Origin of the sequence: Dawidia cretensis (assembly GCF_018598175.1) — a bacterium.
Classification (GTDB): Bacteria; Bacteroidota; Bacteroidia; order Cytophagales; family Cyclobacteriaceae; genus Ohtaekwangia; species Ohtaekwangia cretensis.
In genome coordinates, this window is the sequence record NZ_JAHESE010000013.1 from 111920 (window position 1) to 136880 (window position 24961).

A 24961-nucleotide genomic window follows, 5' to 3' on the forward strand; every position below is an offset into this window, starting at 1 on the left:
CATCCCGCGTTGCGGAATGGGCATGCCTTGTCGGGAGCTTGTCCTTATTTTTTAACCGCACTCACCACCTTGCCGGTGAGGTCGACATAACCCACTTCGTCAAGGTCTTCGCTCGAACGCGCCACGGCTAAACCTTCTGAGAACGATTCGAGGTCTGCGAATTTCAAGGGGATGCGAACGGCGCCTTTTGTATCAATCATACCCCACAGCCCGCCGTAGGCGTTGGGTTCGCCGGTCATTTCGTCGTAATACATTTCGCCGCCTTTGTTGCAACGAATGAGCTCCTGGCCGGTATAAGACTCTATCCAGCTATACTCGAAGCCGGTGATCATCACACCTTGATCATTGACGATGGCCCACTTGTCATTTTGGACGGCATAGAACATTCCACCCCGTTGCACTTTAACTTCGTTCAGCAGCGCACTCGAGATCAAAATTTTGCCGTGGCTGTTCATCACGGTGGATGTGCCCGCGGCGTCACCATTGGTGATGGCACACAGGCCGTCGATAAATCCTTCGTAGCTGTAGGTAATCGATGGATCGGCCTTCACGCGCGTAGCGCCTTTGCGATCGATGACAAATTCAGGTGCACCTTCTTCGCGCTGTACAATGGTTACGTCGCCCTGGAAGTCGCGCACAGCCGCATAAGTCGGCTCGATCACGTTGGTATTTGCCTTATCGATAAAACCCCAATGGCCATTGCTCATGACTGCCGCGAGGCCACCCGCGAAATTGCGCAAGCCTTCGTACTCGGCCGGGATGGCTACCGTACCGGCCTCGTCTACCGCGCCCCATTTGTCACCGGACTGTACGACTACGAGCCCCTCGGTGAATGGCGTTTCGGCCGCCTGATCTTTATATACCACGCCATCGTATTCAGGCTTTACCAGCCATTTTCCCGCCGTACTCAATACGCCTGACTTTTCGTTTTGCCAGGCGGTCGTAAAATGCGTGGTATACCAGGCGGGTATAAACCCGGCTTCCATTTCTTCGAGGCTAATCGAGAAAGAACCTTCGTTTACAGCCTCACCTGCGGCATTGAGCAAGCTGTACTGGCCTTCTTGTCCGGCCAGGAAGTTATCGCCAAAGGGGATGAGACGATCATATTTTGCTTCGATCACCACGCTGCCGGCTTCGTTTATCAGCCCCCATTTGCCACCTTCGCACGTGTAGTATACCATTTCTTCGCATTCGCCTTCGCAGAGCGAGTAGGTGGCCGTGCCGCCGATGTTTACCAGCGCGGTACCTTTGTGATAGGGCATGATCAACTCATAGGTGGCCGGCACGAGGTTCGTTCCTTTCTTATCAATCAGGCCCCACTTACCGCCGGTATATACATAGTTTTCTTCGTGGAAAGTAGCGCCCTGGTTTACCCGGGCTATTTTGCCTTCAAAGTCGGTTGCAAAGTCATATTCGTTGGGTACAGTCTTTCCACCGTCCTGATTTAAAAAGCTGAATTTGTTGTCGTGCGTGGCAACATAGGTATACTGATCGCCGTAATAGTACGGGCTTTCGTTGGCAGGCACCGTGCCCAGCTTGTGGCCGGTCTTGTCAATGTAAATCAGTTCATTCTTCCCTTCTACAATGGCCCGGCCTTTGGCAAATGGCCATGCGGTTGTAAACTGCGGCGGTACGACAAATTCTCCGCGCGCGTCGATATAACCGGCGGTGGCGCCCAGGTTGCGCAGGCGCAGCAGCGAGCCGACAAACTCAATACTGCTATACTCCGCAGGCACGATGTCTTTTTGTGTGGCCAGGGCGCGGGCGCCCATGCCTTTGCCTGATCTATAGAGGACGATTCCTTTTTCAACACTCTGAACGTCGAGGTTAGGCTTCAGCGCCCAATTACCTGTCTTATCGATAACACCCGTGCCCGCAGCGGTGGAGACGATGGCATATCCTTCTGCCGTGAAGTTGCTGACCGTCTTGAAACGGCCTTTGAACGCCGGCTTGCCCGTTTTATCAATATATTGGTATGTGTTTTCGGCGACCTGTACAGCAGCCAATCCGTTGCTGAAGGGGCGGCAATCGGGGGAAAAGTCTTCGTTTACCGGCACCACTTGCGAGTACACCCAGTTTCCTTGCTCGTCGATGTAGCCATATTGATTGCTTTTCCGGGCCGACGCAAGGCCTTCGGAGTAGGGAGCCAGCTCGTCGAACGAGGCTTCTACCACCCATTGCTCTTCCAGGTTGACCATGCCCACCTTGCCCGTTTCGGGATCGGAGGCCGGTGCGAGGGGACCGTCGTTAAAGGCAAAGACCGCCGTGGCCACGCGTTCCTGCAGGATCAACTTGCCATCATGCGCCAACACATAGCGCGGCGTTGCGTCATAGCTCGGGTCATCTTTTACCGTGGATACGCCATCCTTAAACGACTCTACACTGGCGAAGGTCTGGTCAAAGACAACGCCGGCCGGGTCGACAAACGTCCAGCCCCGGTTCAGGCTATAGCCGTCGAAGGTGACATCGGCTACCGTGGTGTCCGTCACATTTACACGCGCATAGCCGCCTTTAAAATCATCGGCATACGAGAAGGAGGGTTTGATCATTACCTCGCCATCGATATTAACATAGCCGTAGCGTCCTTTGTCTTTGATACGGCCGCGGCCTTCGGCAAAGTCCCACGCATAGTCGAAAGCGGGCGCCACAACGACCTTGCCACTGGCATCCATGTAGCCCCAGCGGGACTTTTCTTTGATGGGGAAGAGCCGGGCGTCGGACGTTGATTCATGGGAGTCGCATGCGATAATCACTACAGCCAGGCAGCAGATTGCCAGGAGTGTGTAAACGTTTTTTTGCATAGAGAATAAAAAGGGAATGTGCTGATAATGAACTGACAAGTCAGAAGGGGGTCTGAAGCACGCGCAAGATAAAAAAAGATGGAGAATCGACCATGCCAGCCGCAAAGCACGCCTGAAAAATGCCGAGTTTCACGGGCCCACCGGAGCTGTAATGGCCTTTTTCCGCGTTAAAAAGGTTTTGTATAGCTGTGTCAATGCCGTCAGGACTAGCGCAGCGCCAATGATCCGATTCAGCCATTCCTGGTACCGACCCAATAAATCTGTCAGGTAAAGGCCCGCTACGCCGTATACCATAAAAGCGAACGCCGTACCGACGCCAATGGCAATTACAAACGTGTTATAAGAGGATCGATTATCGTCCAATATCGACTTCGATCTCAGAACGGCCGTCCATCCCATCCAAAATGGCAAGTGAAGCGGATTGGCAACACTTAACAATAACCCGACGACTACCGGATGAAGGTTTCCTACCGGAACTTCGCCCTTAATCGGTTGCATCGTCTTTGCCGCAGCAAGCGTAGTAAGCCCAAATGCCAGCAATAGTAAACATGCCAGCACGCTAAACAGAATATGAAATCGCTTTAGTTTCGCTATTCTCGCCAGTGCCATAGGCGCAACTCTGACTATCCCCATTTCTACTGCTATGGCTGCAATCGAGAAATACATTGCACCCACCAGGTTGTGGTGAGACACGTAGCTCACCACGCCGAGATTTAACGTGCCTAATGGCAGCGAGCCAACGAAACTGATGGATAACGCCCAGGCTATGAGCTTTATTCTTCCGATCATACTTTTGCCATCCGTCGTACATGTTTGTAATGATCTCTGATCATTCTGATGCCATCGGTGGTCTTCATTAAAAAAAGCCTCTTCTTCCGCACATTCAAGGTACTAATGGTGTATAACAGGTGCCAATGCTTATGGATCTCTTTCCAGGCGTAAAATATGGAACACGCGGGATCGTATATGTGCGTCGGCTCGCTGCCTGCACCGTTGAGCTCAATAATGGAAAATTTCCCCTCCAACATTTCCTCCCAGCTATTAAATTTTATGTCCATCCGCCCATAATAAAACCCTGGAATTTGCTGGCATACTTTATCGATGGTACGGGTGAGCGCATCGGTTATTCTATGGTTCAGGTTTATAAATCTGGCGCCCCGGGCATGGTTGCCATACGGCACCAGAACATAGGACACGTCTTTCGCGAGTATGGTGTCGAGAAATTCACCATACGTGCGTTTAAGCACAGACAACTGTAATAGGGAACGGTCGTGCCGCTTCAACAATGATACAATGCTCGACCTGCCATCTCCGGTGACAGTCAAAAACTCCTTCCCTACAATACCGGAGATATGCCCTGTTTCTTCCCCGGGAATACGGTAATAGAAAATACCCACTTCCTGCTCGTATGGTATATATTCCTGTAAGAGAAAATTCACCCGGGTGGTCTGACTGTACAGCGTCAGTTCCTGTTCGGATTCCAGCAATTTTACCTGAATGCCCTTTTGACCCATATCAGGCTTTGCTATCAACGGGAACGTCAATCCTCTATTTTTCAATTCATGAATAAGATGGCTGGCCGGTTCACCCGGCGTGCAAAGCCTTGTCCGGGGATAGTATTGTTGCGGAATTAATTTATAAATATCACTTTTCTTTTCCTGTACAAACCCTGCATATTGGATGCCCGGGTTGGCGGCGCTGAAAAAGAAAAAGGATCGCGCTTTCATACTCAGCCAGCACCAGTATATGTATAAAGGTCCATACACCACGTAAGTCGGCCAATATTCCCAGTTTGTTATTTTAATCTTTACTTTCTTCAAGAACCAATACAGCTTCTGAAGAAGAGTTTCCTGGGTATGCTTCGCTACTGTACGCATACGGTCCTGTATTTTAGCGTCGAAACTGCGACACCGAAATTTTCAGGCAGCTCAATCGTTGCGACCGCTCTTACTCCAATTTTTAAAAGCGCCATGTGATGGATGGTATGCTCAAAATTATACACGATTTCCCGCTGATAACTTGTGGGCACTTCGTAGTAATTACTGTCTTCCCCACAAAAGTCGACAACCAGGTTTAATACCTTATTTTCTTTTGCAACGACCGCGGCGATTCCTACCAGTTCGTTTATAGCAAATTTGCGTTGAGTCTCTATGGTGTAATTCCGTTTCCGGGCATCATAGTTGACTATGCCGGTTTGATATCCCATTTCCAGTTCCTGGAAAAACTCAATGATATGTCGGGTGTGCTGACCGATAGAAGCATCGGACAATAATGGAATCTTACTGCAGTATTGTTCATCGGTAAGGCTTTCCAGGAGTTCTTTCATTTGGTAAAGCAATCCAATTGTCGGTTGGATGAGCTGTTCATTCATGGCGTTTGGATCTTATTCGGTGAAACAAATGAATAATCTGCATTCTGCAGATAACCACTAATATAAGACAACTGATGAATACCAACAACGCATAAACGAATAACTGCCCTGAATCATTCTGTACCGCTATCCCTAATTGGGTAAGATGAAAAAACAACGCTCCGCTCATTAACCCCAACCCCAATATGGCGCCCAGCGCGGTCGTGTACGGTATCAGTATGAGTAAGGATGCAATCAACTCCATTACCCCGATTCCTATCCGCCCCCAGGGCTCCATGCCGAGCTCAGTAAAAATATATACGGACTCAGGAGCGGATGTAAATTTGAAGAATAATGTTTGCAGCATGATCGCGGCTGCTAGAAGCCTGAATATCCAGGTAATGATAGTCCTCTGTTTGTTTTTCATGAAGTATTGTCGCGTTTCTTTATTTTGTATGCGCGCGCTATTATTCCTGTTGTTTTACAACGGGCCATTGACTGTCCGCTTTCTCGATCAAGGCGGGCTGATCCTTAAGCCAGGTTTGTTTTACCTTCATATTGTAATTGAAATACAACTTGTCGTTTACAATAGTCCATGTGTCTGTTTGCGTTGGTGCTTTATGTCCTTCGGCCGTCCCGTAGGCGCAATAGCCCCCATATTGCGGCGCATAATGCCCTGGATCTGCCTTGAAGGTTTCAAGATTTGCTCTCGATGAAAAGAGCCATTGCACATCTTTATACATATAGCTCAAGCTATCGAAACCCTTTACGGGCTTTGATTCTTTAAAGAACGCTACCGCGTCATATCCTTTAATAGCTTTCCCATCTGGAGCAAATACCTCTTGCTTTTGGGCCGTTGCGCCTATTGCTGTAAATACTATCAGCAGTGTTGTGATCAATAAATTTTTCATTTTCCGTTTTTTCAGTATGACTAATGGCTCATTTTATTACTGGACAAACTTTGTCCAGTGCTGATCTGCGTTGGCTTTTAGTTGCGTTTCGTCTTCATTCCAACTTTTGAGTGTATTGTTGAAATATTTATTGTAGAACAGGTAAAGTTTGCCATTGACGATTTTGAATGTTTCCGGATCTACCTCCACTTTTTCGCCTTTAGCACCCATGGCATATGCGCACCATCCGCCATATTGGGGTTCGTATTTTGCAGGGTCAGCCTTGAAAGCATCTCTATTTTGGACCGTCGCGAAACGGTACGCAACGCCCTGGTATACCGTGCCGATCTCTTTTTTACCTTGCATGGCCTGGTTACTGGTAAAGTAGGCAACGGGGTCGTATCCGCCGATCGCCAACCCTGATGTTTCGATATTGAATTGTTCTTTGCGGACCTCCAGTCCTTGCGCATGGATACTTACTATCGCAAGAGAGATGATCAGACTGCTGATGAGCTTTTTCATATTAAGGGATGATTTTCTGTTTTTTTGATGGGATAAAGGAACAGAGACAGTATCTTAAAACGGTTGCTGAAGTGTAACAAAAGTATCACAGCACAATGCCGGTACCTTCCATATGGACAAAAAAAGGGGCAAGTCATACATATTGACTTGCCCCATGAAGGGTGACCTCGGAGAGATTCGAACTCTCGACCCATTGATTAAGAGTCAATTGCTCTACCAGCTGAGCTACGAAGTCGTTTTACTGGCGCTATTTACGCTTTTTTTTCGAAAATCCACGGAAAAAATGATACGACGCTATGGCCAGTAGCGTTTCACGCTGTCTTCTCTAAAGTTCCGAAGCGAAGTCAGACGGAACCAAGGTGTGCGGGGGCACGTTCTTAGGATAGCATTCGACTACTGTTATGTTCAGAGGATTTGATATTCGGCCGGAAGAGCGGGTTATTTTAACGGCCCGTATCCGCCAACGTGTGAAAGAAATGCTGCCCGAAGGGTGGCAAATCAAGCAGGTGACGGAAGTGCCCTGTTCGGATGCTGGCTGCCCGTTGCGTATTACCCGCATTGACGTAACCGACCCGGCGGGCCGGGAACGATCCTGGAGCCTGCATGCTCCCCTCAGCCTGGTGACAGCCAAAGAAGTGGCCCAGTTGCTCGAAAAACACGTTTCCACTCCCTCCGCCCCTACCCAGGGCTAAAAAACACCTTTATCATTGGGCTTATTGCGAATTATTGATTAGCCTTGTTAAATCGAAAGTTTAGACTAGTCTAAAAAATAATCGTATGAAACTTAAATATACCTTGATGGTATGGCTTATCACCGCATTTTGCGGCAGCCGCCTGATGGGACAATCGCTCGGCATTATTCAAGGTACTATTACGACAGGCACCCAGGGTGCGCGGGGTGTCCATGTAACCGTACCCGGCAAAGGGCGTGGCACGGTAACGGATGATCAAGGCAAGTATACCCTGGCCAATGTGCCGTATGGCACGCATACCCTTGTCATCTCCGCAGTGGGTTTTAAGACCGTACGGCAGCCGGTGGATGTGAATAGCGCTGTGATCACACTGGATGTATTCCTGGAAGAAGACATGAGCACGCTGGACGAGGTGGTGATTACCGGCACAATGAAAGAAGTATCGAAGCTGGAGTCGTCGATTCCGGTGGAAGTTTATACACCTACACTCTTTAAGAAGAACCCTACGCCCAACATCTTCGAGTCGCTCAATATCATTAACGGTGTGCAGCCTCAGCTAAACTGTAATGTTTGCAATACGGGCGACATTCACATCAACGGGTTGGAAGGGCCGTATACCATGGTGCTGATCGACGGCATGCCGATCGTCAGCAGTCTGTCGACGGTCTATGGCCTGGCAGGGATACCCAACAGCATGGTGCGCCGTATTGAAGTAGTGAAGGGACCGGCGTCGACACTTTATGGTTCGGAAGCCGTCGGTGGCTTGATCAATATCATTACCAAAGACCCGGCTTCTGCTTCGCGCGTACAGCTGGATGTGTTTAGCACCAGCGTGGGCGAGCTTAATGCCGATGCTACTTTTTCCTTCAAGGCAGGTAAGGCTACGTCGCTGGTCGGCATCAACCACTTTCGATATGATGAGCGGCGCGACATAAACGACGACAACTTTACCGACGTGACACTGCAGCAGCGCATCTCGGTGTTTAATAAATGGTCGTTTGCTACGCCCACTGGAAAAAACTCGTCGCTGGCCTGGCGCTTCTTTTATGAAGACCGGTGGGGCGGTGAGCTGCAATATGAGCGCCAACACCGCGGCACCAATATATATTATGGCGAGTCGATCTACACCACGCGCTGGGAGCTGATTGGCAGTCATGCATTACCCGGCCGAGAAGCCTTTACCGTGGACTATTCCTACAACCATCACCACCAGGATTCCTATTACGGCACGGTGAAGTTCCTGGCGGATCAACAAGTAGTCTTTACCCAACTGCGCTGGAACAAAGTAACCGGCGTGCACGACCTGCTGGCGGGTATACCGTTGCGGTATACCTACTACGACGACAGCACGCCCGGTACCGCCCACACCGACGGCAGCAATCGATCTATTAACACCGTGCTGCCCGGGATTTTCGTACAAGATGAAATAAAGTTCAGTCGCCAGTTTACCATCCTGGCAGGACTGCGGTATGATCATCATAACGTGCACGGCTCTATTGTTACCCCGCGCCTCAGCTTCAAGCTGTCACCAGATAATGTCAGCGTGATTCGCCTGACGGGGGGTAGTGGCTACCGCGTGGTGAACTTGTTTACGGAAGACCATGCCGCCCTGACCGGCTCGCGGCAGGTAATCATCCGCCATGCCTTGCAACCCGAGCAGTCGTGGAATGGCAACCTGAACTATACCCGCAATGTCACGTTTGCCCGCGGCTTCCTGACACTCGATGCCTCGCTATTTTATACATACTTTTCCAATAAGATCGTCGGCGATTTTCTGACCGACGCCGATGCGATCATCTATGACAACCTCGACGGGCATGCCGTTTCCAAAGGCATTACGTTTAACGCTGATGCCAGCTTTACCAACAGCCTGAAGATTATGCTGGGCGCCACGTTCATGGATGTATACCAGCAGAACCGTGTGAATGGCCGCGAGGAGCGTCAACCGCAGCTGCATGCGCCGCGTATCTCGGGCACGGGCACCATCAGCTATACCCTGCCCAGCGGTTTGTGGAGTGTAGACTTAACGGGTCGCGCGAATGGGCCCATGCACCTGCCGGTGCAGCCTAACGACTATCGCCCGGAGATGTCACCGTTCTATGCGTTGTTAAATCTGCAGGTGACGCGCACCATCGAAACGAAGGGTGCTGCGCGGTGGGAAATATATGGTGGGGTTAAGAACTTGCTGAATTACAAACCAGGGGACCCGTTGATGCGCCCGTTTGATCCGTTTGATAAGAATGTGGCAGTGGATAATCCGAATGGATATACGTTCGACACGGCGTATAACTATGCGCCGATGCAGGGGGCGAAGGGATTTTTGGGGGTGCGGTGGACGTTGTAGTCCGCATGGTAACATCGATCTGACTCCTACTTTCTAAAATACGACGCAATCCCTTTACCACTGTATAGGAAAACAACGGGCAGGATGGGCGCTATAAAGCGTCCATCCCAGTCTTCTGACGTGATTCCCACACCCAGTATCTGAATGGCTACGTATGCCAGCGCGAATACACTTACCGGGTTCAGCTTTTCCGACCGTATGCCTTTCACGAACAGAAAATAGGCCGGCAACAGCAGCAGGGTTGCGTAGAGATTATGGGTGACCGACCAGTAAGGGCGCACATGCGCGAGCAAAAAAAACACTTTGGTAAAGAAAAGCTGCATCCAATATAACGGATGGTGAAGAATAAAGCTCACGATCTTCAGGAGTGGCGGCATGCCAGGGGGTGGCAGGTACGGACTGTCTGGCGGTGTTATGATCATCGTTTCGTACCCGGGCGTTGACGGCAATAGCCTGATGGCATAGATCACTTCACCCAGCCTGTAGTTCTCCATCACCAGGTACGTCGTCAGCATCCTGTTTACCAGCAAAAGGAAGATCAGCGTCGCGGCAATGCGGATGCTGTTTTGCAGTAATCGTGATTTCAATCGTCCAGGCGCATACCGAAGAACAACAAAAAGAAGCGCTCCGGGCAATGCAACGCCTGTTGGCTTACTGAAGCCCGTGTACAAAACGACAAGCGCCGTAAGAATATACCACACGGCGCTTTTCCGACCACCATACAATTTCGATAAGAGAAAGAGTGAAAAGCATATGAAGCTCGTGTAGATCGATTCAGCAAGCACGTAAGAATGCCACTGACCGATATCGATAAAGAAAATGAACGCCACGGCGGTAAATACTGCCGCGAGGTTGTTTTTCCAGATCGTCAGAGATGTAAAAAACAGTGCGATAACCGCTAATAGGCCTAGTGTATATTGACCCGCTACAATAATCTCAGCACTTCCCCCAACGAGCTGCACACCGAAGAGGTAGAGCGCGTAGCCGATATACCAGAAGTTATGCGGATCGAAATAGGGGCCTTGATGCAGCCCGGTGGCATATTCGATGTACCGCGCAGAGTCGTTCACAACCTTGACACCATACTGATGATACTGAAAAGCGCTGACGACGAGATAGAGTATCGAGATAAAGATGACCTGGCGCCGGGTGTCGTAAAACCAATGCATTGCCGGCAAAGATAACCAGTCCTTGTTGTATTAATTTCAATAAAAAAGCCCGTTCCGCGAGATGCGGAAAAGGCTTGATCGTGTTGGTGGGCAATACTGGGTTCGAACCAGTGACCCCTACCTTGTCGAGGTAGTGCTCTAAACCAGCTGAGCTAATTGCCCGATTATGGGGCGAATCTAAAAATAAAACCGAACGTTGCAAACAGAGGAACAGGCAATCGTTTTTATATTGTAGAAGAAAGTCTACGTTGAGACGCCATTTTTTGAGTTATGGCCCGATTCGTGTAGCAATAAGCGGGATCAACGGCCGTTTATGGTTTTTTGTACTATTCCCGGTACATCCCTCTTCTACATAATGTTTCCATGCTAAAAACGGTATTATTTGTGGCAATGGTCCTGATGTGGACGGGGCTGTCGGCGCAAATCGATTCTGTCAAGAATCGAATTATGAACAACCGGGTTTCGAAGGAGGTAAAAAACCGCATCTGGAGAAAGCCGAAGGACACAACGGTCGTGACAGTGAAAAGCGAGGCAGCCTTTATGCCTTATAAGGACAAATTTATCCGCCGGATCTACATTCGGCAGATCGGTTTTGAGCGGTCAATTTACGACTCGTCCCGGCGAATTCGCGATCGCATTACGCGCCTGGCCAATACCCTTCACTATGACACACGCGAGAGCGTGATCCGCAATCACTTGTTCCTTCGTGAAAAGCGGCAACTGAATCCATACAAAGTAGCTGACAACGAGCGCTACCTACGCGACCTCGACTTTATTCTTGACTCTAAAATTATTGTTCACCGCGTTCCCGGCCAGCCCGACTCCGTTGACCTGGAAGTGGTTACGCGCGACGTTTTTAGCTTAGGTCTTACCGGATCCGTTAAAGGCCTGGACGAATATGTTGTGGGTGTATACGATGCGAACGTCGGCGGGATGGGTCAACGCGTGCAAGCCGATGTGGGCATTGAAGGCGGGCGTGAGCCTGTGCTGGCGTGGGATGTGATCTACCGCAAGTCGAGTATTATGGGCACACTCATTAACGCGTATGCGGGCTATACGCGACTCGACAACTCGCGCAGCCTGGGGGAAGAATACGAGCATGCCTTTTTTGTGCGGCTTGACCGGCCGCTGGTGTCACCGTACTCGCGGTTTGCCGGTGGGTTTGAAGCCAGTCAGAACTGGTCGAAGAACGTGTATAGAACATCGGACTCACTCTTTCGCCAATATCGATATAATTTCGAAGACGCCTGGGTAGGGTACAATCTGGGCGCCAACAGCTTTAATAACCGCCATCGTTACTTTGCGGCGATGCGTTATTTCCGCCAGCATTATTCAAGACAGCCTTCACAAGAGTGGGATCGTGTACGTGGCTTGTACAATGACCAACGTTTTCTGCTGGGCTCATTTACATTTTACGATCAGAATTTTTACAAGACCCGCTATGTGTACGGCTTCGGCCGAACGGAAGACGTACCCTATGGACAGACTATCACGCTTACTTCGGGATGGATGGAAGAGCTGGCTGAAAAACGCCTGTATACCGGATTGTCGGTCTTAAAAAGTTTCGTGCATAAAGGCGGCAACTTTTACCAGATCGAAGGGGCCTTCGGTACCTTTTATCGCGACAAAAGGGCGGAAGATGCTTTCCTCTCGATCAGCGGTCAATATTATAGCAAGTTGTTCGTCACCAAAAGACTAAAGGTGCGCCAACTCGTGGAAGCGGGGTATGCCCGTGCGTTTCAACCACGCATCCGCGAAATGCTCACGCTAAATGAAGAGCTCAGGGGCTTCTCGCCCGACAGCCTGTATGGTGCCCAGCGCATTATTCTGCGTACAGAGACGACGTTATTTACGAACTGGCAATTCGCCGGCTTTCGTTGTGCACCTTTTGTTTCGTTGGAGAGCGCGCACTTGCGCGCGCAATCGCCCGTCGTATTGCCAAAGAACTTTTTCTGGGGCGCAACCGGCGGGTTTCGCATCCGAAACGAAAACCTGATTTTCGGTACCATTGAGCTTCGTGCCTTCTATTTTCCGGAAGCCATTGACGGCGTAGACCACCTGAGCTTTAGAGTTACAACCAATCTCCGGCTAAAATATAGTGGCAGGTTTGTTACCCCACCGTCACTTGTGCGCTATAATAACTAGCACTATAAAACCAAAGGCCGGTCTCCGTAAAGAAACCGGCCCCGGCATTTACACTATTTAGCTTTATTCCGATCGCAACGAGTTGACCGGGTTGGTCGTCGCTGCACGGACCGATCGATATCCTACTGTCACCAGCGCGATGAGCAAGGTTATGCCGATCGACAACACGAAGATGTCGGCGCCGATGTCAATTTTATAGGCATACTCACTCAAGAACTGGTTCATTACCACCCACGCTACGGGTGCGGCGAGCACAAAACCGATGATGATGAGCCGCACATATTCTTTTGAGAACATCAATACGATGCTTTCGGCGGAAGCACCCAACACTTTGCGGATGCCGATTTCTTTTGTCTTTTGATTTGCCATAAATGTAGCCAGACCAAAGAGACCGAGGCAGCCGATGAAGATTGCCATGGACGTAAAAATAGAAAGCATAACCGACATCTTCTGTTCCTCTTCGTAGAACTCGCGGATGTCTTCGTCGAGGAACTTATAGTAATAAATATGTTCGGGATAGGCAGATTCCCACTTCGTTTTTAATGTCTCTAATATTTCCCGGCTGCGGGCCATGTCGACCTTCAATGCCAGGTCAGTATAGCCTTCGATATTATTGAACATGACGGTGGCTCCCATCGTCTCGTGCAGCGACTGCGTGTGAAAATTATCCACCACGCCGACCACGGGTAATTTCCTGCCCCACACTTTAATGTCGGTGCCAACCATGTCGGTCGGGTTATTAAAGCCGGCCAGGCGCGCGGTTTTTTCATTGACGATAAAGCCGCGGGCCGTGTCGGCGTCCTGTATATTTTGGCCACCCAGAAGCGTAAGCTTGTAGAGGTCGATGTAGTTACCGTCGATTTGCTTCAGCTCGATCTCGAAGTTTTTATCGGCTCCATCCATCTTCAGGCTGGTACCCTGTACGTTGCCCGACGACGGCGGTGCGCTGGCCAGGCTGGCCAGTACTACTCCCGGCACGCGTGCCAGCTCATCGCGCAGGGTGCGCATCTTGCTGAAGCCTTTGCCGGCATCCTCCGACTCGGGTATCGGCACATTGATAATAGCGTCATGTACAAAACCCAGGTCTTTCTTCTGGTAAAAGTCCATTTGGCGTATGATGATGATCGTGCCGATGATAAAAAGCTGCGAGATGCAAAATTGTACCACTACCAGCGTGCGACGCAACGCAAAGCTGGACGAATTCTTGTTGCCTACCAGGTTCTTGAGCGCAAAGGCGGGACTATACCCCGATACCACGAAGGCCGGGTAAAGGCCCGAACATACTGATACCACCACCGTCACGGTCAGCAAATACATCCACATGTAGCCAGCGGTCATATCAAGTTTAAGCGATATATCCAGGAAGATATTAACGTATCCCAAGGCAATCTGCGTGATGACCAGTGAAAGGATCACGGCGAGGATTGTTACCATGGATGTCTCGCCGAGGAACTGACCGATCAGCTGCGCGCGGGTGCTCCCCAACGATTTGCGTACACCCACTTCCTTCGAACGTTTGATGGCTTCGGCAGTAGACAGGTTAATAAAGTTTATGCACCCGGTGATGATGAGAATAATGCCAATCACGCTGAGCGTAGTAAGCGTAGCGCGCGAAACTGTGGAGTTTGAATATGTACCGAAGCGCTTGTCGAAGTGCATTTCCGGCAGGGCTTGTAAAAAGAACTGCGTTTTATCGGGATCATCTTTGCCCAGGTATTTCAGCGAGAAGTCAGGCAGGCGTTTGTCGATGGAAGCAGCCTGCTGCTGGTCTTTCAACAATACATAACACTGTTGCTCGCTCCAGGTGTTGCGCCAGCCAGGCTCTTCCGTGTGCTTTTTTATGGTGCTGTATGAAAGGAATACGTTAAAGGGAAAGTCGGTTGCGGCCGGGGCTTCGTCTACAACAGCCGAGATTTTATACGTTTCCTTGTTGAAGGAGATTTCTTCACCGATAACGTCTTCGCGACCAAAATATTTGCGTGCCCAAGAGGCGGCGATGACAGCCTCGTTCGGTTCATCCAGGCCCTTGATGGGATCGCCTTCGACGACGTGCCGCGCAAACAGCTTAAAGTATCCGGGCTCGGTGTACATGATGCCTTTTTCTTCCTGAAACTTTTTTGCCTCGCCGTTCTCCTGAGGAATCGTGATCATGGCATCCGAGCGATTGGAGATAAACACAACTTCTTCAGCCTCGGGGAAGTCCGTGCGAAAGGCGTCGGGAAGTGCCGGTGGTACTCCCTGACTAAAGTCTTGCCCCTCATTGCCTACAGATTGGCTTACCACACGATAGATCCGATCGCGACGCGGCTGGTCTGTATCGAAGCTGTTCATGTAGCTTACCATCAGAAACAGTATAAGACCGCAGGTGATGCCCAGCGTTAATCCCGACAGATTAATCAGCGAAATGCCGGCGTCACGAAGCAGATTTCGGAAGGCCGTTTTGAAATAGTTTTTCAGCATGGTACACGAAGTTATCCGCGGTAGGATACCAAGATCAATGCCAGCATGGGAAAGTTCGCAAAACTGAGTTTATAAGGCCCTGGCGGGCATGGACTTGTCCGGATGTGCATCGGAACGTCCGGGAGCGGACGTACAGCCATTGCTGGAAATCCAGGCCGCAAGGAACCGTTAGGCGTGCCGGCGTGTTTGAAAGGCGGGATTTTGTACCTTTACGTTATGATCCAAACGATTCTGATGCTGGTGGTTTTTGCAGGCGCCGTGGCCTACCTGGGCCGAATGGTATATCGTTCGTTTCGTGCCAAGACGTCGAGCGCAGGTTGCGCCTCGGGGTGTGGCAAATGCGGCGCGGTAGACTTTAACAAGATCGAGCAGCAGTTGCGGCAGAAGGGAATCTAACGTTACGCCCAGACCTTCGCTCCTTCCGTACAATTTTTACACATCTCTATTTCGCTGCGCGACCGCATGAGCGTCGCGCGGAAATCCTGATAGGCAGATCCCTGCCAAATCTCTTCAAAGCTTTGTTGATTCAGATCGCCGAGCACATGGTGCGCGTCTTTGTCAAAGCAGCACGGCACAATCTTACCATCCCACGTGATGACACAACTGTGCCACATTTTCCAACAATGATTGTCGAGGCTGTTCTTGATGCCATAGGTACCGTCTACCTTCTGATAGTAACGTGCGTATTTGTCCTGCGTGGGAAGGAGGTCAGAACCGTTTTCGTAGTCGTATATCTGCGCGGTCTTGAGCAACACCTGGTCTACGCCTAATTCTTTCGCCAGCGCATAGACCTCGGGGATCTGATGCTCGTTGGGCTTCACCACCAGGAACTGGAAGATGACATGCGGCGTCTTTGCTTTTAGCTTTTTCTTCCACGCCAATATATTGCGTGTACCTTCTAACACTTTGTCGAGGTTGCCGCCGACGCGATAGGATTGATAGGTGTCTTGCGTGGTGCCGTCGATGGATATAATCAGGCGGTCAAGACCCGACTCCACGGTAAGCCTGGCCCGTTCTTCGGTCAGGTAATGTGCGTTGGTGGATGTAGCGGTATAGATACCTTTGCGCGAAGCGTATTGCACCATGTCCAGAAAGTCGGGATGCAGGTAGGGCTCGCCTTGAAAATAAAAGGTGAGGTAGCTAAGCGACGGCGCCAGCTGATCGATGACGTTTTGAAACAAGGCTTTGCCGAGCATTCCGGTAGGCCGCGTAAATGATCGCAGGCCACTGGGGCACTCGGGGCAGCGCAGATTACACGATGTGGTGGGCTCGAAGGAGATGCTGATGGGAAGTCCAGCCATGTTGGGAGTGCCCGTGAGGCGTGACCGCTGGTAGCTGGTGTATGTCCGGGCTGCATTCCACGCCCGCATTGCGGTCGTTTTAGAAGCAAAATTCAGCCGGTCATTCCATCCACCCATCATAGGCGCAAGATAGTCGGTAAAAGGCGCTTTCGGATGGCAGAATGTCATTATCTTTCCCGGCGCGTGCCGCCTTTGCACGCCTCTGTTTATGAAGAAGATCGTATTTCTGTTGTTGGGCTGTATGGCCCTGCACGGTTACTCCCAACCCCGCCAGTTGTCTGACCAGGCCACCATTTCGGTCATCACCTGTGCACCCTGGCAAGGCGAGCTGTACTCGGCATTTGGCCACAGTGCTTTTCGCGTATACGACCCCGCGCTCGGCCTCGACGACGCCTATAACTACGGCATCTTCGACTTCGACCAACCCAACTTCTACCTGAACTTTGCACGGGGCTATATGTATTACCAATTAGGCGCCTATTCGTATGAGCGTTTTAAGCTTCCCTATATTTATCACAATCGGTATATACACGAGCAGGAGCTAAACCTGACATCCGCACAAAAACAAAAAGTATTCGACTACCTGGAATGGAACACTTTGCCAGAAAACGAACACTACCGCTACGACTACTTCTACGACAACTGCGCCACCAAGATGCCGGGCGTACTGATCAAGGCCCTCGGCGACAGCATTGCGTTTGACAATAAACACATTACGACGCACTATTCCATTCGCGAATTGACGGACCTATACCTCCACCAGCAACCGTGGGGTGACCTGGGCATTGACGTTTGCCTGGGCTCGGAGATAGATCATGAAGCACCTCCCTTCGACTATATGTTCTTGCCGGAATATGTCGAGCAAGGTCTTGACCATGCTACGATCAAACACGGCAACACGTGGGCGCCGCTGGTGAAGAAAAAGAATATTGTTTTTGCGCCGCGGGAAGAAGATCCTATGAAGGGTCTCCCCCACCCGCTCTATGTGTTCAGTGCGCTGGCGCTGGTGGCGATTATACTCTCGGTGGTGGATCTGAAACGGAAAAAATTATCGACATGGTGGGATGTGTTACTGTTCGGTGCGGCCGGCCTGATCGGTGTGCTGTTGTTTTTGCTGTGGTTCGCTACGGACCACAAGTCGTCGTATAACTACAATTTATTGTGGGCGCTGCCTTTCCACATTGTTGCCGTTATCGCGTTTGTACGACAGCCGCGCTGGCTGGCAACCTACTTCCTTGTGACAGCCATCATCCTGGTCGTGACCCTGGTAAGCTGGCCGCTGTTGCCGCAGAAGCTCAACACGTCGCTTATCCCCATAGTCATTGCGCTGGCGGTACGGGCCTTTACACAATATCGTATTCGTAAGGCAAAAGTGTAACGCAACAACAGTCAAATAAAAAAGCCTTCCGACGATTCTTCAGAAGGCTTTTTCTTTTATACCCTTATCGGGCGGTTATGTCACATTACATGTGAATGGGGCGATTTTCTGTCGCGGCGAGGCAGGCCTCTTTCACGGCTTCCATATACGTAGGGTGTGCGTGCGACATGCGCGCTACATCCTCCGCGGAAGCGCGGAACTCCATGGCCGTAACACCCGCAGCGATCATATCCGCTGCACGTGCACCGATGATGTGTACACCGAGGATCTCGTCAGTGGCTTTGTCAGCCAGGATCTTTACCAGGCCGTCTGTGTCCATACTCGCCCGTGCACGGCCCAGGGCCTTGTACGGGAAGCTGCCCACCTTGTAGGCACGCCCTTGTTGCTTAAGCTGGTCTTCGGTCTGCCCGACGCTGGCCACTTCCGGCCAGGTATATACTACACCCGGAATGAGGTTGTAGTTTACGTGCGGCTTCTGACCTGCCAGCTGCTCGGCTACAAATACACCTTCTTCTTCGGCTTTGTGTGCCAGCATAGCCCCACGTACTACGTCACCAATAGCATAGATGTTGTCTACGCTGGTGCGCAGGTGGTTGTCGACGGGGATCTGACCTTTCTCGGTCTGAATACCAATCTTGTCGAGACCGAGGCCATCGGTATACGGCCGACGACCGATACTTACGAGGCAGTAGTCGCCTTTCAGCTCGACGGCGTTGCCACCATTCTTCGGCTCGGCTTTCACCACTACTTCTCCGCCTTTGTTTTCCACGGCTGTTACCTTGTGGCCCAGGTAGGTTTCGATGCCCATCTTCTTGGCTACACGCGCCAGCTCTTTGCCCAGGGTGTTGTCCATGGTGGGGATGAGGCTGTCGAGGAATTCTACCACGGTAACTTTCGCGCCGATGCGCGCATAGACCGAGCCGAGCTCCATACCGATCACACCGCCACCGATCACGATGAGGTGTTTGGGTATCTCTTTCAGTTCGAGGGCCTCGGTGCTGGAGATGATCCGCTTCTTGTCGAAGGGAGCAAACGGCAGCGGCGTAGGCTTTGAACCGGTCGCAATGATTACCTTCTCGGTAGTGATGGTGCTTTCTTTGCCATCGGCCGTAGTGATCTTGATGGTGTTTTTGTCTACGAACGAGCCGGTGCCGGTGTGCACCTCGATCTTGTTCTTCTTCATCAGGTAGGCAATACCATCTACGTTGGCTTTTACCACGTCGCCCTTGCGTTTGATCATCTGTCCGAAGTTTACCTTCGGTGCGGGGATGTCGATGCCGTGCTCGGCGAAGTGCTCTTTGGCATTGCTGAAATGCTCGGATGAGTCGAGCAGCGCCTTGGAAGGTATACAGCCTACGTTGAGACAGGTTCCCCCGAGGGTATTGTATTTTTCAATGATGGCTGTCTTAAACCCGAGCTGTGCGGCGCGTATCGCTGCGACGTATCCTCCCGGGCCTGAGCCAATGACCGTGACATTGTATTGCATAAAAGTCTGAATGTCTTTTTAGGTGATTAATGACGATGTTGGCTTATACGCCCAGGATCAACCGGCCCGGATCTTCCAGCAGCTCTTTCACGCGCACCAGGAAGCTAACGGACTCGCGGCCGTCAACGATACGGTGATCGTAGGAAAGTGCCAGGTACATGATCGGACGTACAACGATCTCGCCATTCTTTACCACCGCACGCTCTACAATGTTGTGCATACCCAGGATGGCCGACTGCGGCGGATTGAGGATCGGCGTCGACAGCATCGAACCAAATACACCCCCGTTGGTGATGGAGAATGTACCCCCCGTCATCTCTTCGATGGAAAGTTTACCGTCGCGGCCACGGGTGGCCAGGCGAATCACTTCGCTTTCGATTTGGTTAAAGCTCAGTGCTTCAGCATTGCGGATAACCGGCACGACCAGACCACGCGGTGTGGACACGGCAATCGAAACGTCGCAGTAGTCGTGGAAAATAACTTCCTCTTTGTCGATCGAAGCATTTACCGCCGGGAATTCTTTCAGGGCCACGCACACAGCCTTCGTAAAGAAAGACATAAAGCCGAGACCTACGCCATACTTTTCTTTGAACTGATCTTTATACTTCGAACGCAGCTCCATGATCGGCTTCATATCCACCTCGTTGAACGTGGTGAGCATTGCGGTCTCATTCTTCACCGATACGAGGCGTTTCGCAATGGTCTTGCGCAGCGACGTCATTTTCTCGCGACGCTCGGTGCGGGCACCTGCTACAGCCGGTACTGCCGGTGCTGCAGCCGGCTTGCTTTCGGCAGGCTTCGATGCCGGCGCTTGTGCCTGGGCTTTCTGTGCATCTTCTTTGGTTACACGACCACCGACCCCCGTGCCCGCTACTTGTCCTGCAGGGATACCTTTTTCGTCGAGGATTTTGCCGGCAGCCGGTGAAGGATGTCCGGCAGCATAGGTCTTATCGCCCGAGGCTTGTGCCGGCGCGGCGGCAGCGCTCTCTTGTTTGGCAGGCGCCGCGGCGCCTTCGGCAATTTCAATGCGGCAGATCAAACCACCGATTGGCAAGGTTTCGCCCCCCTTGGCTACGATGCGCAGGATGCCCGTTGCTTCAGCCGGCAGCTCGAACGTTGCTTTGTCGGATTCTACTTCGGCAATGATATCATCGGTCTGCACAAAATCGCCGTCTTTCTTCAACCACGTAGAGATGGTTACTTCCGTGATAGACTCGCCCACCGCGGGTACTTTCATTTCTTTTACACCGCCTGTAGCCTTGGGAGCTGACGGAGCAGGTGCCGGTGTGGCGGCCGGTTTAGACGCTGCCGCAGCAGCTTCTTCTTTCTTGGGCGCTGGGGCTGTACCAGCCTGGCCGTTGGCGTCGATCTCGCAGATGACCTCTCCGATCGGTACGGTCTCGCCTTGTTGTTTTACGATCTTCAGCACACCGGCGCTTTCGGCGCGCAGCTCAAAGGTTGCCTTGTCGGACTCCAGTTCGGCGATGATCTCATCGGCCTGTACGGCCTCGCCATCTTTTTTCAGCCAGTTGCCGATCGTTACTTCCGTAATCGATTCGCCTACGGCCGGTACTTTTATCTGTAATGCCATTCCGTTATTTTTTGATGATACGTTTTATCAGATTTCAAATGCCTTGTTAACAAGCTTGTCTTGCTCAACCTTGTGTACTTTCACGTAACCTGTTGCCGGCGACGCGCTGGCTTTGCGGGATACGAACTCGAGGTTGTACTTCGGCATCACGCGTACAATATAAGAAAGCGCGCCCATGTTTGCAGGTTCTTCCTGCGCCCATACCAGCTTGGCATCTTTATATTTCTTCAGAACTGCCTTCAGTTGTTTTTCCGGGAACGGAGCCAACTGCTCGAGGCGGACAATGGCTGTATCTTTGGTTTTCTTTTTCTGTTGTGCCTCCACCAGGTCGTAGTAGATCTTGCCACTGCAGAGAATCACGCGGTTTACCTCTTTCGCGGACGAGATGGTCGGATCATCCAACACCTCGGCAAACGAGCCTTCTGTAAACTCTTTCAGCGGTGAGATCACGGACGGGTGACGCAACAGCGACTTCGGCGAGAACACAACTGCCGGCTTACGGAACGGCCACGCTACCTGACGACGCAGCAAGTGGAAGAAGTTGGCCGGGGTAGTGGGGTTAGCAACCACCATGTTGTATTCGGCAGACAGTTGCAGGAAGCGCTCAGGGCGGCAGCTGGAGTGCTCTGGTCCCTGACCTTCGTAACCGTGGGGCAGCAGCATGACCATGCCGTTCATGCGTTGCCATTTTGACTCGGCGCTTGACAGGAACTGGTCGATTATCACCTGTGCTCCGTTTACAAAGTCACCAAACTGTGCTTCCCACAACACCAAGGCTGTAGGCGACGACATGGCATAACCATATTCAAAGCCGAGTACGCCAAACTCTGACAACAGCGAGTTGTAGATATGGAACTTGGCCTGGCTCTTATCGAGGTTGTTCAAGCCGCAGTACGGCTCGTTGGTATTGGCATCGAAGAAGTATGCGTGACGGTGCGAGAATGTACCCCGCTTCACGTCCTGACCCGACATACGTACAGGCGTCTTGTCGAGCAGCAGCGAGCCATAGGCCAGCAGCTCGGCTTCTGCCCAACCCAGCACCTTGTCTTCGAAGAATGCTGTTGTGCGATCTTTCAACAACTTCTCGATTTGCTTCAGCGGTTTGAAGCCTTCGGGAATTTGTGTCAGCGCCTTGCCGACTTTCTCAATCATGCTTTCTTTTATACCGGTGTCGGGCGACTTGTCAAAGTCTTCCGCCTTTGACCAACGCATTTGCTCCCACTCTTCTTCAATCTTCTGTGGCTTATAAGGCAGCGGTTTTTGTTTTACTTCGTTGAGGCGGTCTTGCAGCTGGTTGCGAAAGTTCTTGTCGAGCTCATCGGCCAGCGCACCGTCTACGTCGGCGCGATCCACGAGCTTCTTCACATAGATCTCGCGCGGGTTCGGATGCTTGGCAATGATGTTATACAGCTTTGGCTGTGTGAACTTCGGCTCGTCACTTTCGTTGTGGCCGTGACGACGGTAGCACAGCATGTCAATGAAGATGTCTTTGCCAAACTTATTGCGATACTCTACCGCCAGTGTGGCTGCAAAGTTTACCGCCTCGGCGTCGTCGCCGTTGACGTGCAGTACGGGGGCATCGACGATCTTGGCGATGTCGGTACAATAAATGCTGGTGCGGGCGTCGTCGTAGTCGGTCGTAAAACCTACCTGGTTGTTGATGACAAAGTGAATGGTACCGCCCGTAGTATAGCCCGGCAAACCGGACATCTGTACGACTTCGTATACGATACCCTGACCGGCCACCGCGGCGTCGCCGTGAATGAGGATAGCCAGGCCTTTGGAAAGCTCACCTTTATATTCGTCGTCGATCTGACCGCGGGTATAGCCCAACACGAGCGGATCTACTGCTTCCAAGTGTGAGGGGTTGGGAGTCAGCTTCACATAGATCTTTTGTCCCGACGGAGTATTGATGTGGCTGGAGTACCCCAGGTGATATTTTACGTCGCCGTCACCCATGGTGAGGTTCTCGGGCGTAACGTTTCCTTCAAACTCGGTAAAGATCTGCTCGTAGGTCTTGCCCAGAATGTTGCACAGTACGTTGAGGCGACCGCGGTGGGCCATGCCGATCACGACTTCTTTTACATCCAGCTCGGCTGCTTTGTTGATGATGGTGTTCAGCGCAGGGATGGTGTTCTCGCCACCTTCCAGCGAGAAACGTTTCTGCCCAAGGAATTTTGTGTGGAGGAAGTTTTCGAATACGACCGCTTCGTTAAGCTTGCCGAGGATTCGTTTTTTCTCGTCCTGGCTGGGATTATAGGAATAATACTCCTTTTCGATCTTCTGATACAACCACGCACGGATGTCGTCGTTGCGAATGAAGTTATGCTCGAAGCCGATCGGACCGAGGTATACGGCCTGCAGCTTTTCGATGATCTTGCGCAGTGTTGCGCGCGGCATGCCGATCTCTGACGCTACGTCGAACTCGGCGTCGAGGTCTGCGTCGGTCAGGCCTACGCTTTTGTGATCGAGGTATACCGTGTGGTTTCTCCGCTCGCGCACCGGGTTGGTGTTGGACTTGAGGTGGCCGAAGGAGCGGTATTGGAAGATGAGGTTCCGGACTTGGGTCTCTTTGATCGACATGGAGTCGGAAACCGTAGCGCCCGAGCCAACGGTCGGTACATTCGACCCATTGCCAGCACCACCGTGCTGCTGTGAGAAGTCGAACCCTTCAAAAAATTTCTGCCAGGTGGGATCTACAGAGGCAGGATCGTTTTTGTAGTTCTGGTAGAGCTGGTCAACATAACCAACGTCTGCATTGGAGATATATGAATATTTATCCATGGTATTTGTGAAAAGCCTTTTTAGTAAGAGCGAACAAATGTAGAGAACGTGTTTGAGTTTAAAAAACTGAATACTCGCGTAGCCAAATACATGCCTCGTAGTCCATTAAAACGGTTACAATGGATCTGGAAGGTGCCGATCCAATCCGTGGTCTCTGCGGATTTTAGAAACATTCTTAAACAAGTTGTAAATGCACAAGTCCCTTGTAAAGCGCTGTTTTCGAGCATCATTTTAGGCCTAAGGCTTTAACAACGACATTTACGCGGTACAATCAACACATTTTTCCAAATATTTTGCCCTGCTTAGTCGTTGATTTGGTGGAACGCTGCCTTGTTGCAGCATATTGATGATGAGCAATATAGAAAATCGGTGCCGGATATGAATTTATACGAAAAAGGAATATCTTTGCACCCTTTAAAAATTAGGACGAGTTCCATATTTTAAATCTAAAACAGTAATGGTTAAAATTAGATTGGCCCGCAGAGGCCGCAAGAAACTGGCGATGTACGATGTAGTCGTAGCCGACGCCAGAGCTCCACGCGATGGAAAGTTTATTGAGAAAATCGGGACCTACAATCCCCTGACGAACCCTGCCACGATTGACATCAAAGACGATCGCGCATTTCATTGGGTGATGAACGGCGCCCAGCCAAGCGACACCGTAAAAGCAATGCTGTCGTATCGTGGTATCCTGATGAAGAAACACCTGCAAATTGGTGTGATCAAAGGCGCCCTGACACAAGAGCAAGCCGATGCTAAATTGACAGCATGGGTAGACAGTAAAGACGCTAAGGTTCTGGCTAAACGCGAGACGTTGGCAGAGACCAAACAAGCTGCCGCTAAAGCTCGTAGAGAAGCTGAAACGAAAGTGAAAGAAGCTCGCGCTGAGGCAATCCGTCAGAAAGCAAAAGTGGCTGAAGAAGCAGCCGTTGCTGCTGCCGCACCCGCTCCTGCTGCTGCTGAAGGCGAAGCTGCCCCTGCTGAATCTGCAGAGCCACAAGCTTAATCGCACAACACCGAATACCAAAAATGCCAATGCTCACCGCAT

The 24961-nt window shown here is 51.2% G+C and carries 19 protein-coding genes and 2 tRNA genes; 6 read left to right on the forward strand and 15 right to left on the reverse strand.

What is annotated here, in order from left to right:
• Positions 1-44: 44 nt before the first annotated feature.
• The 8 genes from KK062_RS14565 to KK062_RS14600 form a co-directional block, all read right to left on the reverse strand.
• Complete coding sequence (locus KK062_RS14565; protein ID WP_254085042.1) at positions 45-2801, reverse strand: WG repeat-containing protein; 2757 nt, start codon at positions 2799-2801, stop codon at positions 45-47.
• A 129-nt stretch (positions 2802-2930) separates the two neighbouring features.
• Entirely contained in the window at positions 2931-3590 is a 660-nt protein-coding gene (locus KK062_RS14570; RefSeq protein WP_254085043.1) for a LysE family transporter, read from the reverse strand.
• Entirely contained in the window at positions 3587-4528 is a 942-nt protein-coding gene (locus KK062_RS14575) for an ATP-grasp domain-containing protein (protein WP_254085044.1), read from the reverse strand. Before KK062_RS14575 ends, KK062_RS14570 begins: the two co-directional genes overlap by 4 nt.
• A 137-nt stretch (positions 4529-4665) precedes the next feature.
• Positions 4666-5172, reverse strand: coding sequence for a hypothetical protein (locus KK062_RS14580; RefSeq protein ID WP_254085045.1), 507 nt, complete (start codon positions 5170-5172; stop codon positions 4666-4668).
• Positions 5165-5578: a DoxX family protein gene (locus KK062_RS14585; RefSeq protein ID WP_262899224.1), complete on the reverse strand. Its 414-nt coding sequence runs from the start codon at positions 5576-5578 to the stop codon at positions 5165-5167. The genes KK062_RS14580 and KK062_RS14585 overlap by 8 nt, the downstream gene beginning before the upstream one ends.
• A 40-nt stretch (positions 5579-5618) precedes the next feature.
• A complete protein-coding gene (locus KK062_RS14590) occupies positions 5619-6062 on the reverse strand; it encodes a YHS domain-containing (seleno)protein (RefSeq protein WP_254085046.1) in 444 nt (147 codons plus the stop codon).
• Positions 6063-6098: 36 nt separating this feature from the next.
• Entirely contained in the window at positions 6099-6563 is a 465-nt protein-coding gene (locus KK062_RS14595; protein ID WP_254085047.1) for a YHS domain-containing (seleno)protein, read from the reverse strand.
• Between the two features lie 162 nt (positions 6564-6725).
• A tRNA-Lys gene (locus KK062_RS14600) sits at positions 6726-6798 on the reverse strand.
• Positions 6799-6964: 166 nt separating this feature from the next.
• On the opposite strand from KK062_RS14600, the gene KK062_RS14605 reads away from it, so the two are divergent.
• Entirely contained in the window at positions 6965-7255 is a 291-nt protein-coding gene (locus KK062_RS14605) for a hypothetical protein (RefSeq protein WP_254085048.1), read from the forward strand.
• A gap of 85 nt (positions 7256-7340) precedes the next feature.
• Positions 7341-9599 carry a TonB-dependent receptor gene (locus KK062_RS14610; protein ID WP_254085049.1) on the forward strand — a complete coding sequence of 753 codons (2259 nt, stop codon included), beginning with the start codon at positions 7341-7343 and terminating at the stop codon, positions 9597-9599.
• 26 nt (positions 9600-9625) lie between these two features.
• Here KK062_RS14610 and KK062_RS14615 read toward each other — a convergent pair whose 3' ends face one another.
• Together KK062_RS14615 and KK062_RS14620 are read right to left on the reverse strand one after the other, a co-directional pair.
• Positions 9626-10768 carry a hypothetical protein gene (locus KK062_RS14615; RefSeq protein WP_254085050.1) on the reverse strand — a complete coding sequence of 381 codons (1143 nt, stop codon included), beginning with the start codon at positions 10766-10768 and terminating at the stop codon, positions 9626-9628.
• An 84-nt stretch (positions 10769-10852) separates the two neighbouring features.
• Positions 10853-10930, reverse strand: a tRNA-Val gene (locus tag KK062_RS14620).
• A gap of 222 nt (positions 10931-11152) precedes the next feature.
• On the opposite strand from KK062_RS14620, the gene KK062_RS14625 reads away from it, so the two are divergent.
• Complete coding sequence (locus KK062_RS14625) at positions 11153-12913, forward strand: BamA/TamA family outer membrane protein (protein WP_254085051.1); 1761 nt, start codon at positions 11153-11155, stop codon at positions 12911-12913.
• A 63-nt stretch (positions 12914-12976) separates the two neighbouring features.
• Here KK062_RS14625 and KK062_RS14630 read toward each other — a convergent pair whose 3' ends face one another.
• Entirely contained in the window at positions 12977-15373 is a 2397-nt protein-coding gene (locus tag KK062_RS14630) for an ABC transporter permease (RefSeq protein ID WP_254085052.1), read from the reverse strand.
• A 216-nt stretch (positions 15374-15589) separates the two neighbouring features.
• Here KK062_RS14630 and KK062_RS14635 point away from each other — a divergent pair, with 216 nt between their 5' ends.
• Positions 15590-15769, forward strand: coding sequence for a FeoB-associated Cys-rich membrane protein (locus KK062_RS14635; protein ID WP_254085053.1), 180 nt, complete (start codon positions 15590-15592; stop codon positions 15767-15769).
• Between the two features lie 2 nt (positions 15770-15771).
• Here KK062_RS14635 and KK062_RS14640 read toward each other — a convergent pair whose 3' ends face one another.
• Complete coding sequence (locus tag KK062_RS14640; protein ID WP_254085086.1) at positions 15772-16794, reverse strand: SPASM domain-containing protein; 1023 nt, start codon at positions 16792-16794, stop codon at positions 15772-15774.
• A gap of 88 nt (positions 16795-16882) precedes the next feature.
• On the opposite strand from KK062_RS14640, the gene KK062_RS14645 reads away from it, so the two are divergent.
• Positions 16883-18052, forward strand: coding sequence for a lipoprotein N-acyltransferase Lnb domain-containing protein (locus KK062_RS14645; RefSeq protein ID WP_254085054.1), 1170 nt, complete (start codon positions 16883-16885; stop codon positions 18050-18052).
• An 85-nt stretch (positions 18053-18137) separates the two neighbouring features.
• Here KK062_RS14645 and lpdA read toward each other — a convergent pair whose 3' ends face one another.
• From lpdA to KK062_RS14660, 3 genes are read right to left on the reverse strand one after another with little or no spacing between them, the layout of a single operon-like run.
• Positions 18138-19538 carry a dihydrolipoyl dehydrogenase gene (lpdA, locus tag KK062_RS14650; protein WP_254085055.1) on the reverse strand — a complete coding sequence of 467 codons (1401 nt, stop codon included), beginning with the start codon at positions 19536-19538 and terminating at the stop codon, positions 18138-18140.
• Between the two features lie 43 nt (positions 19539-19581).
• Positions 19582-21129 carry a 2-oxoglutarate dehydrogenase complex dihydrolipoyllysine-residue succinyltransferase gene (odhB, locus tag KK062_RS14655; RefSeq protein ID WP_254085056.1) on the reverse strand — a complete coding sequence of 516 codons (1548 nt, stop codon included), beginning with the start codon at positions 21127-21129 and terminating at the stop codon, positions 19582-19584.
• Positions 21130-21156: 27 nt separating this feature from the next.
• A complete protein-coding gene (locus KK062_RS14660) occupies positions 21157-23913 on the reverse strand; it encodes a 2-oxoglutarate dehydrogenase E1 component (RefSeq protein WP_254085057.1) in 2757 nt (918 codons plus the stop codon).
• Between the two features lie 457 nt (positions 23914-24370).
• Here KK062_RS14660 and KK062_RS14665 point away from each other — a divergent pair, with 457 nt between their 5' ends.
• Positions 24371-24919 carry a 30S ribosomal protein S16 gene (locus KK062_RS14665; protein WP_254085058.1) on the forward strand — a complete coding sequence of 183 codons (549 nt, stop codon included), beginning with the start codon at positions 24371-24373 and terminating at the stop codon, positions 24917-24919.
• Positions 24920-24961 lie beyond the last annotated feature (42 nt).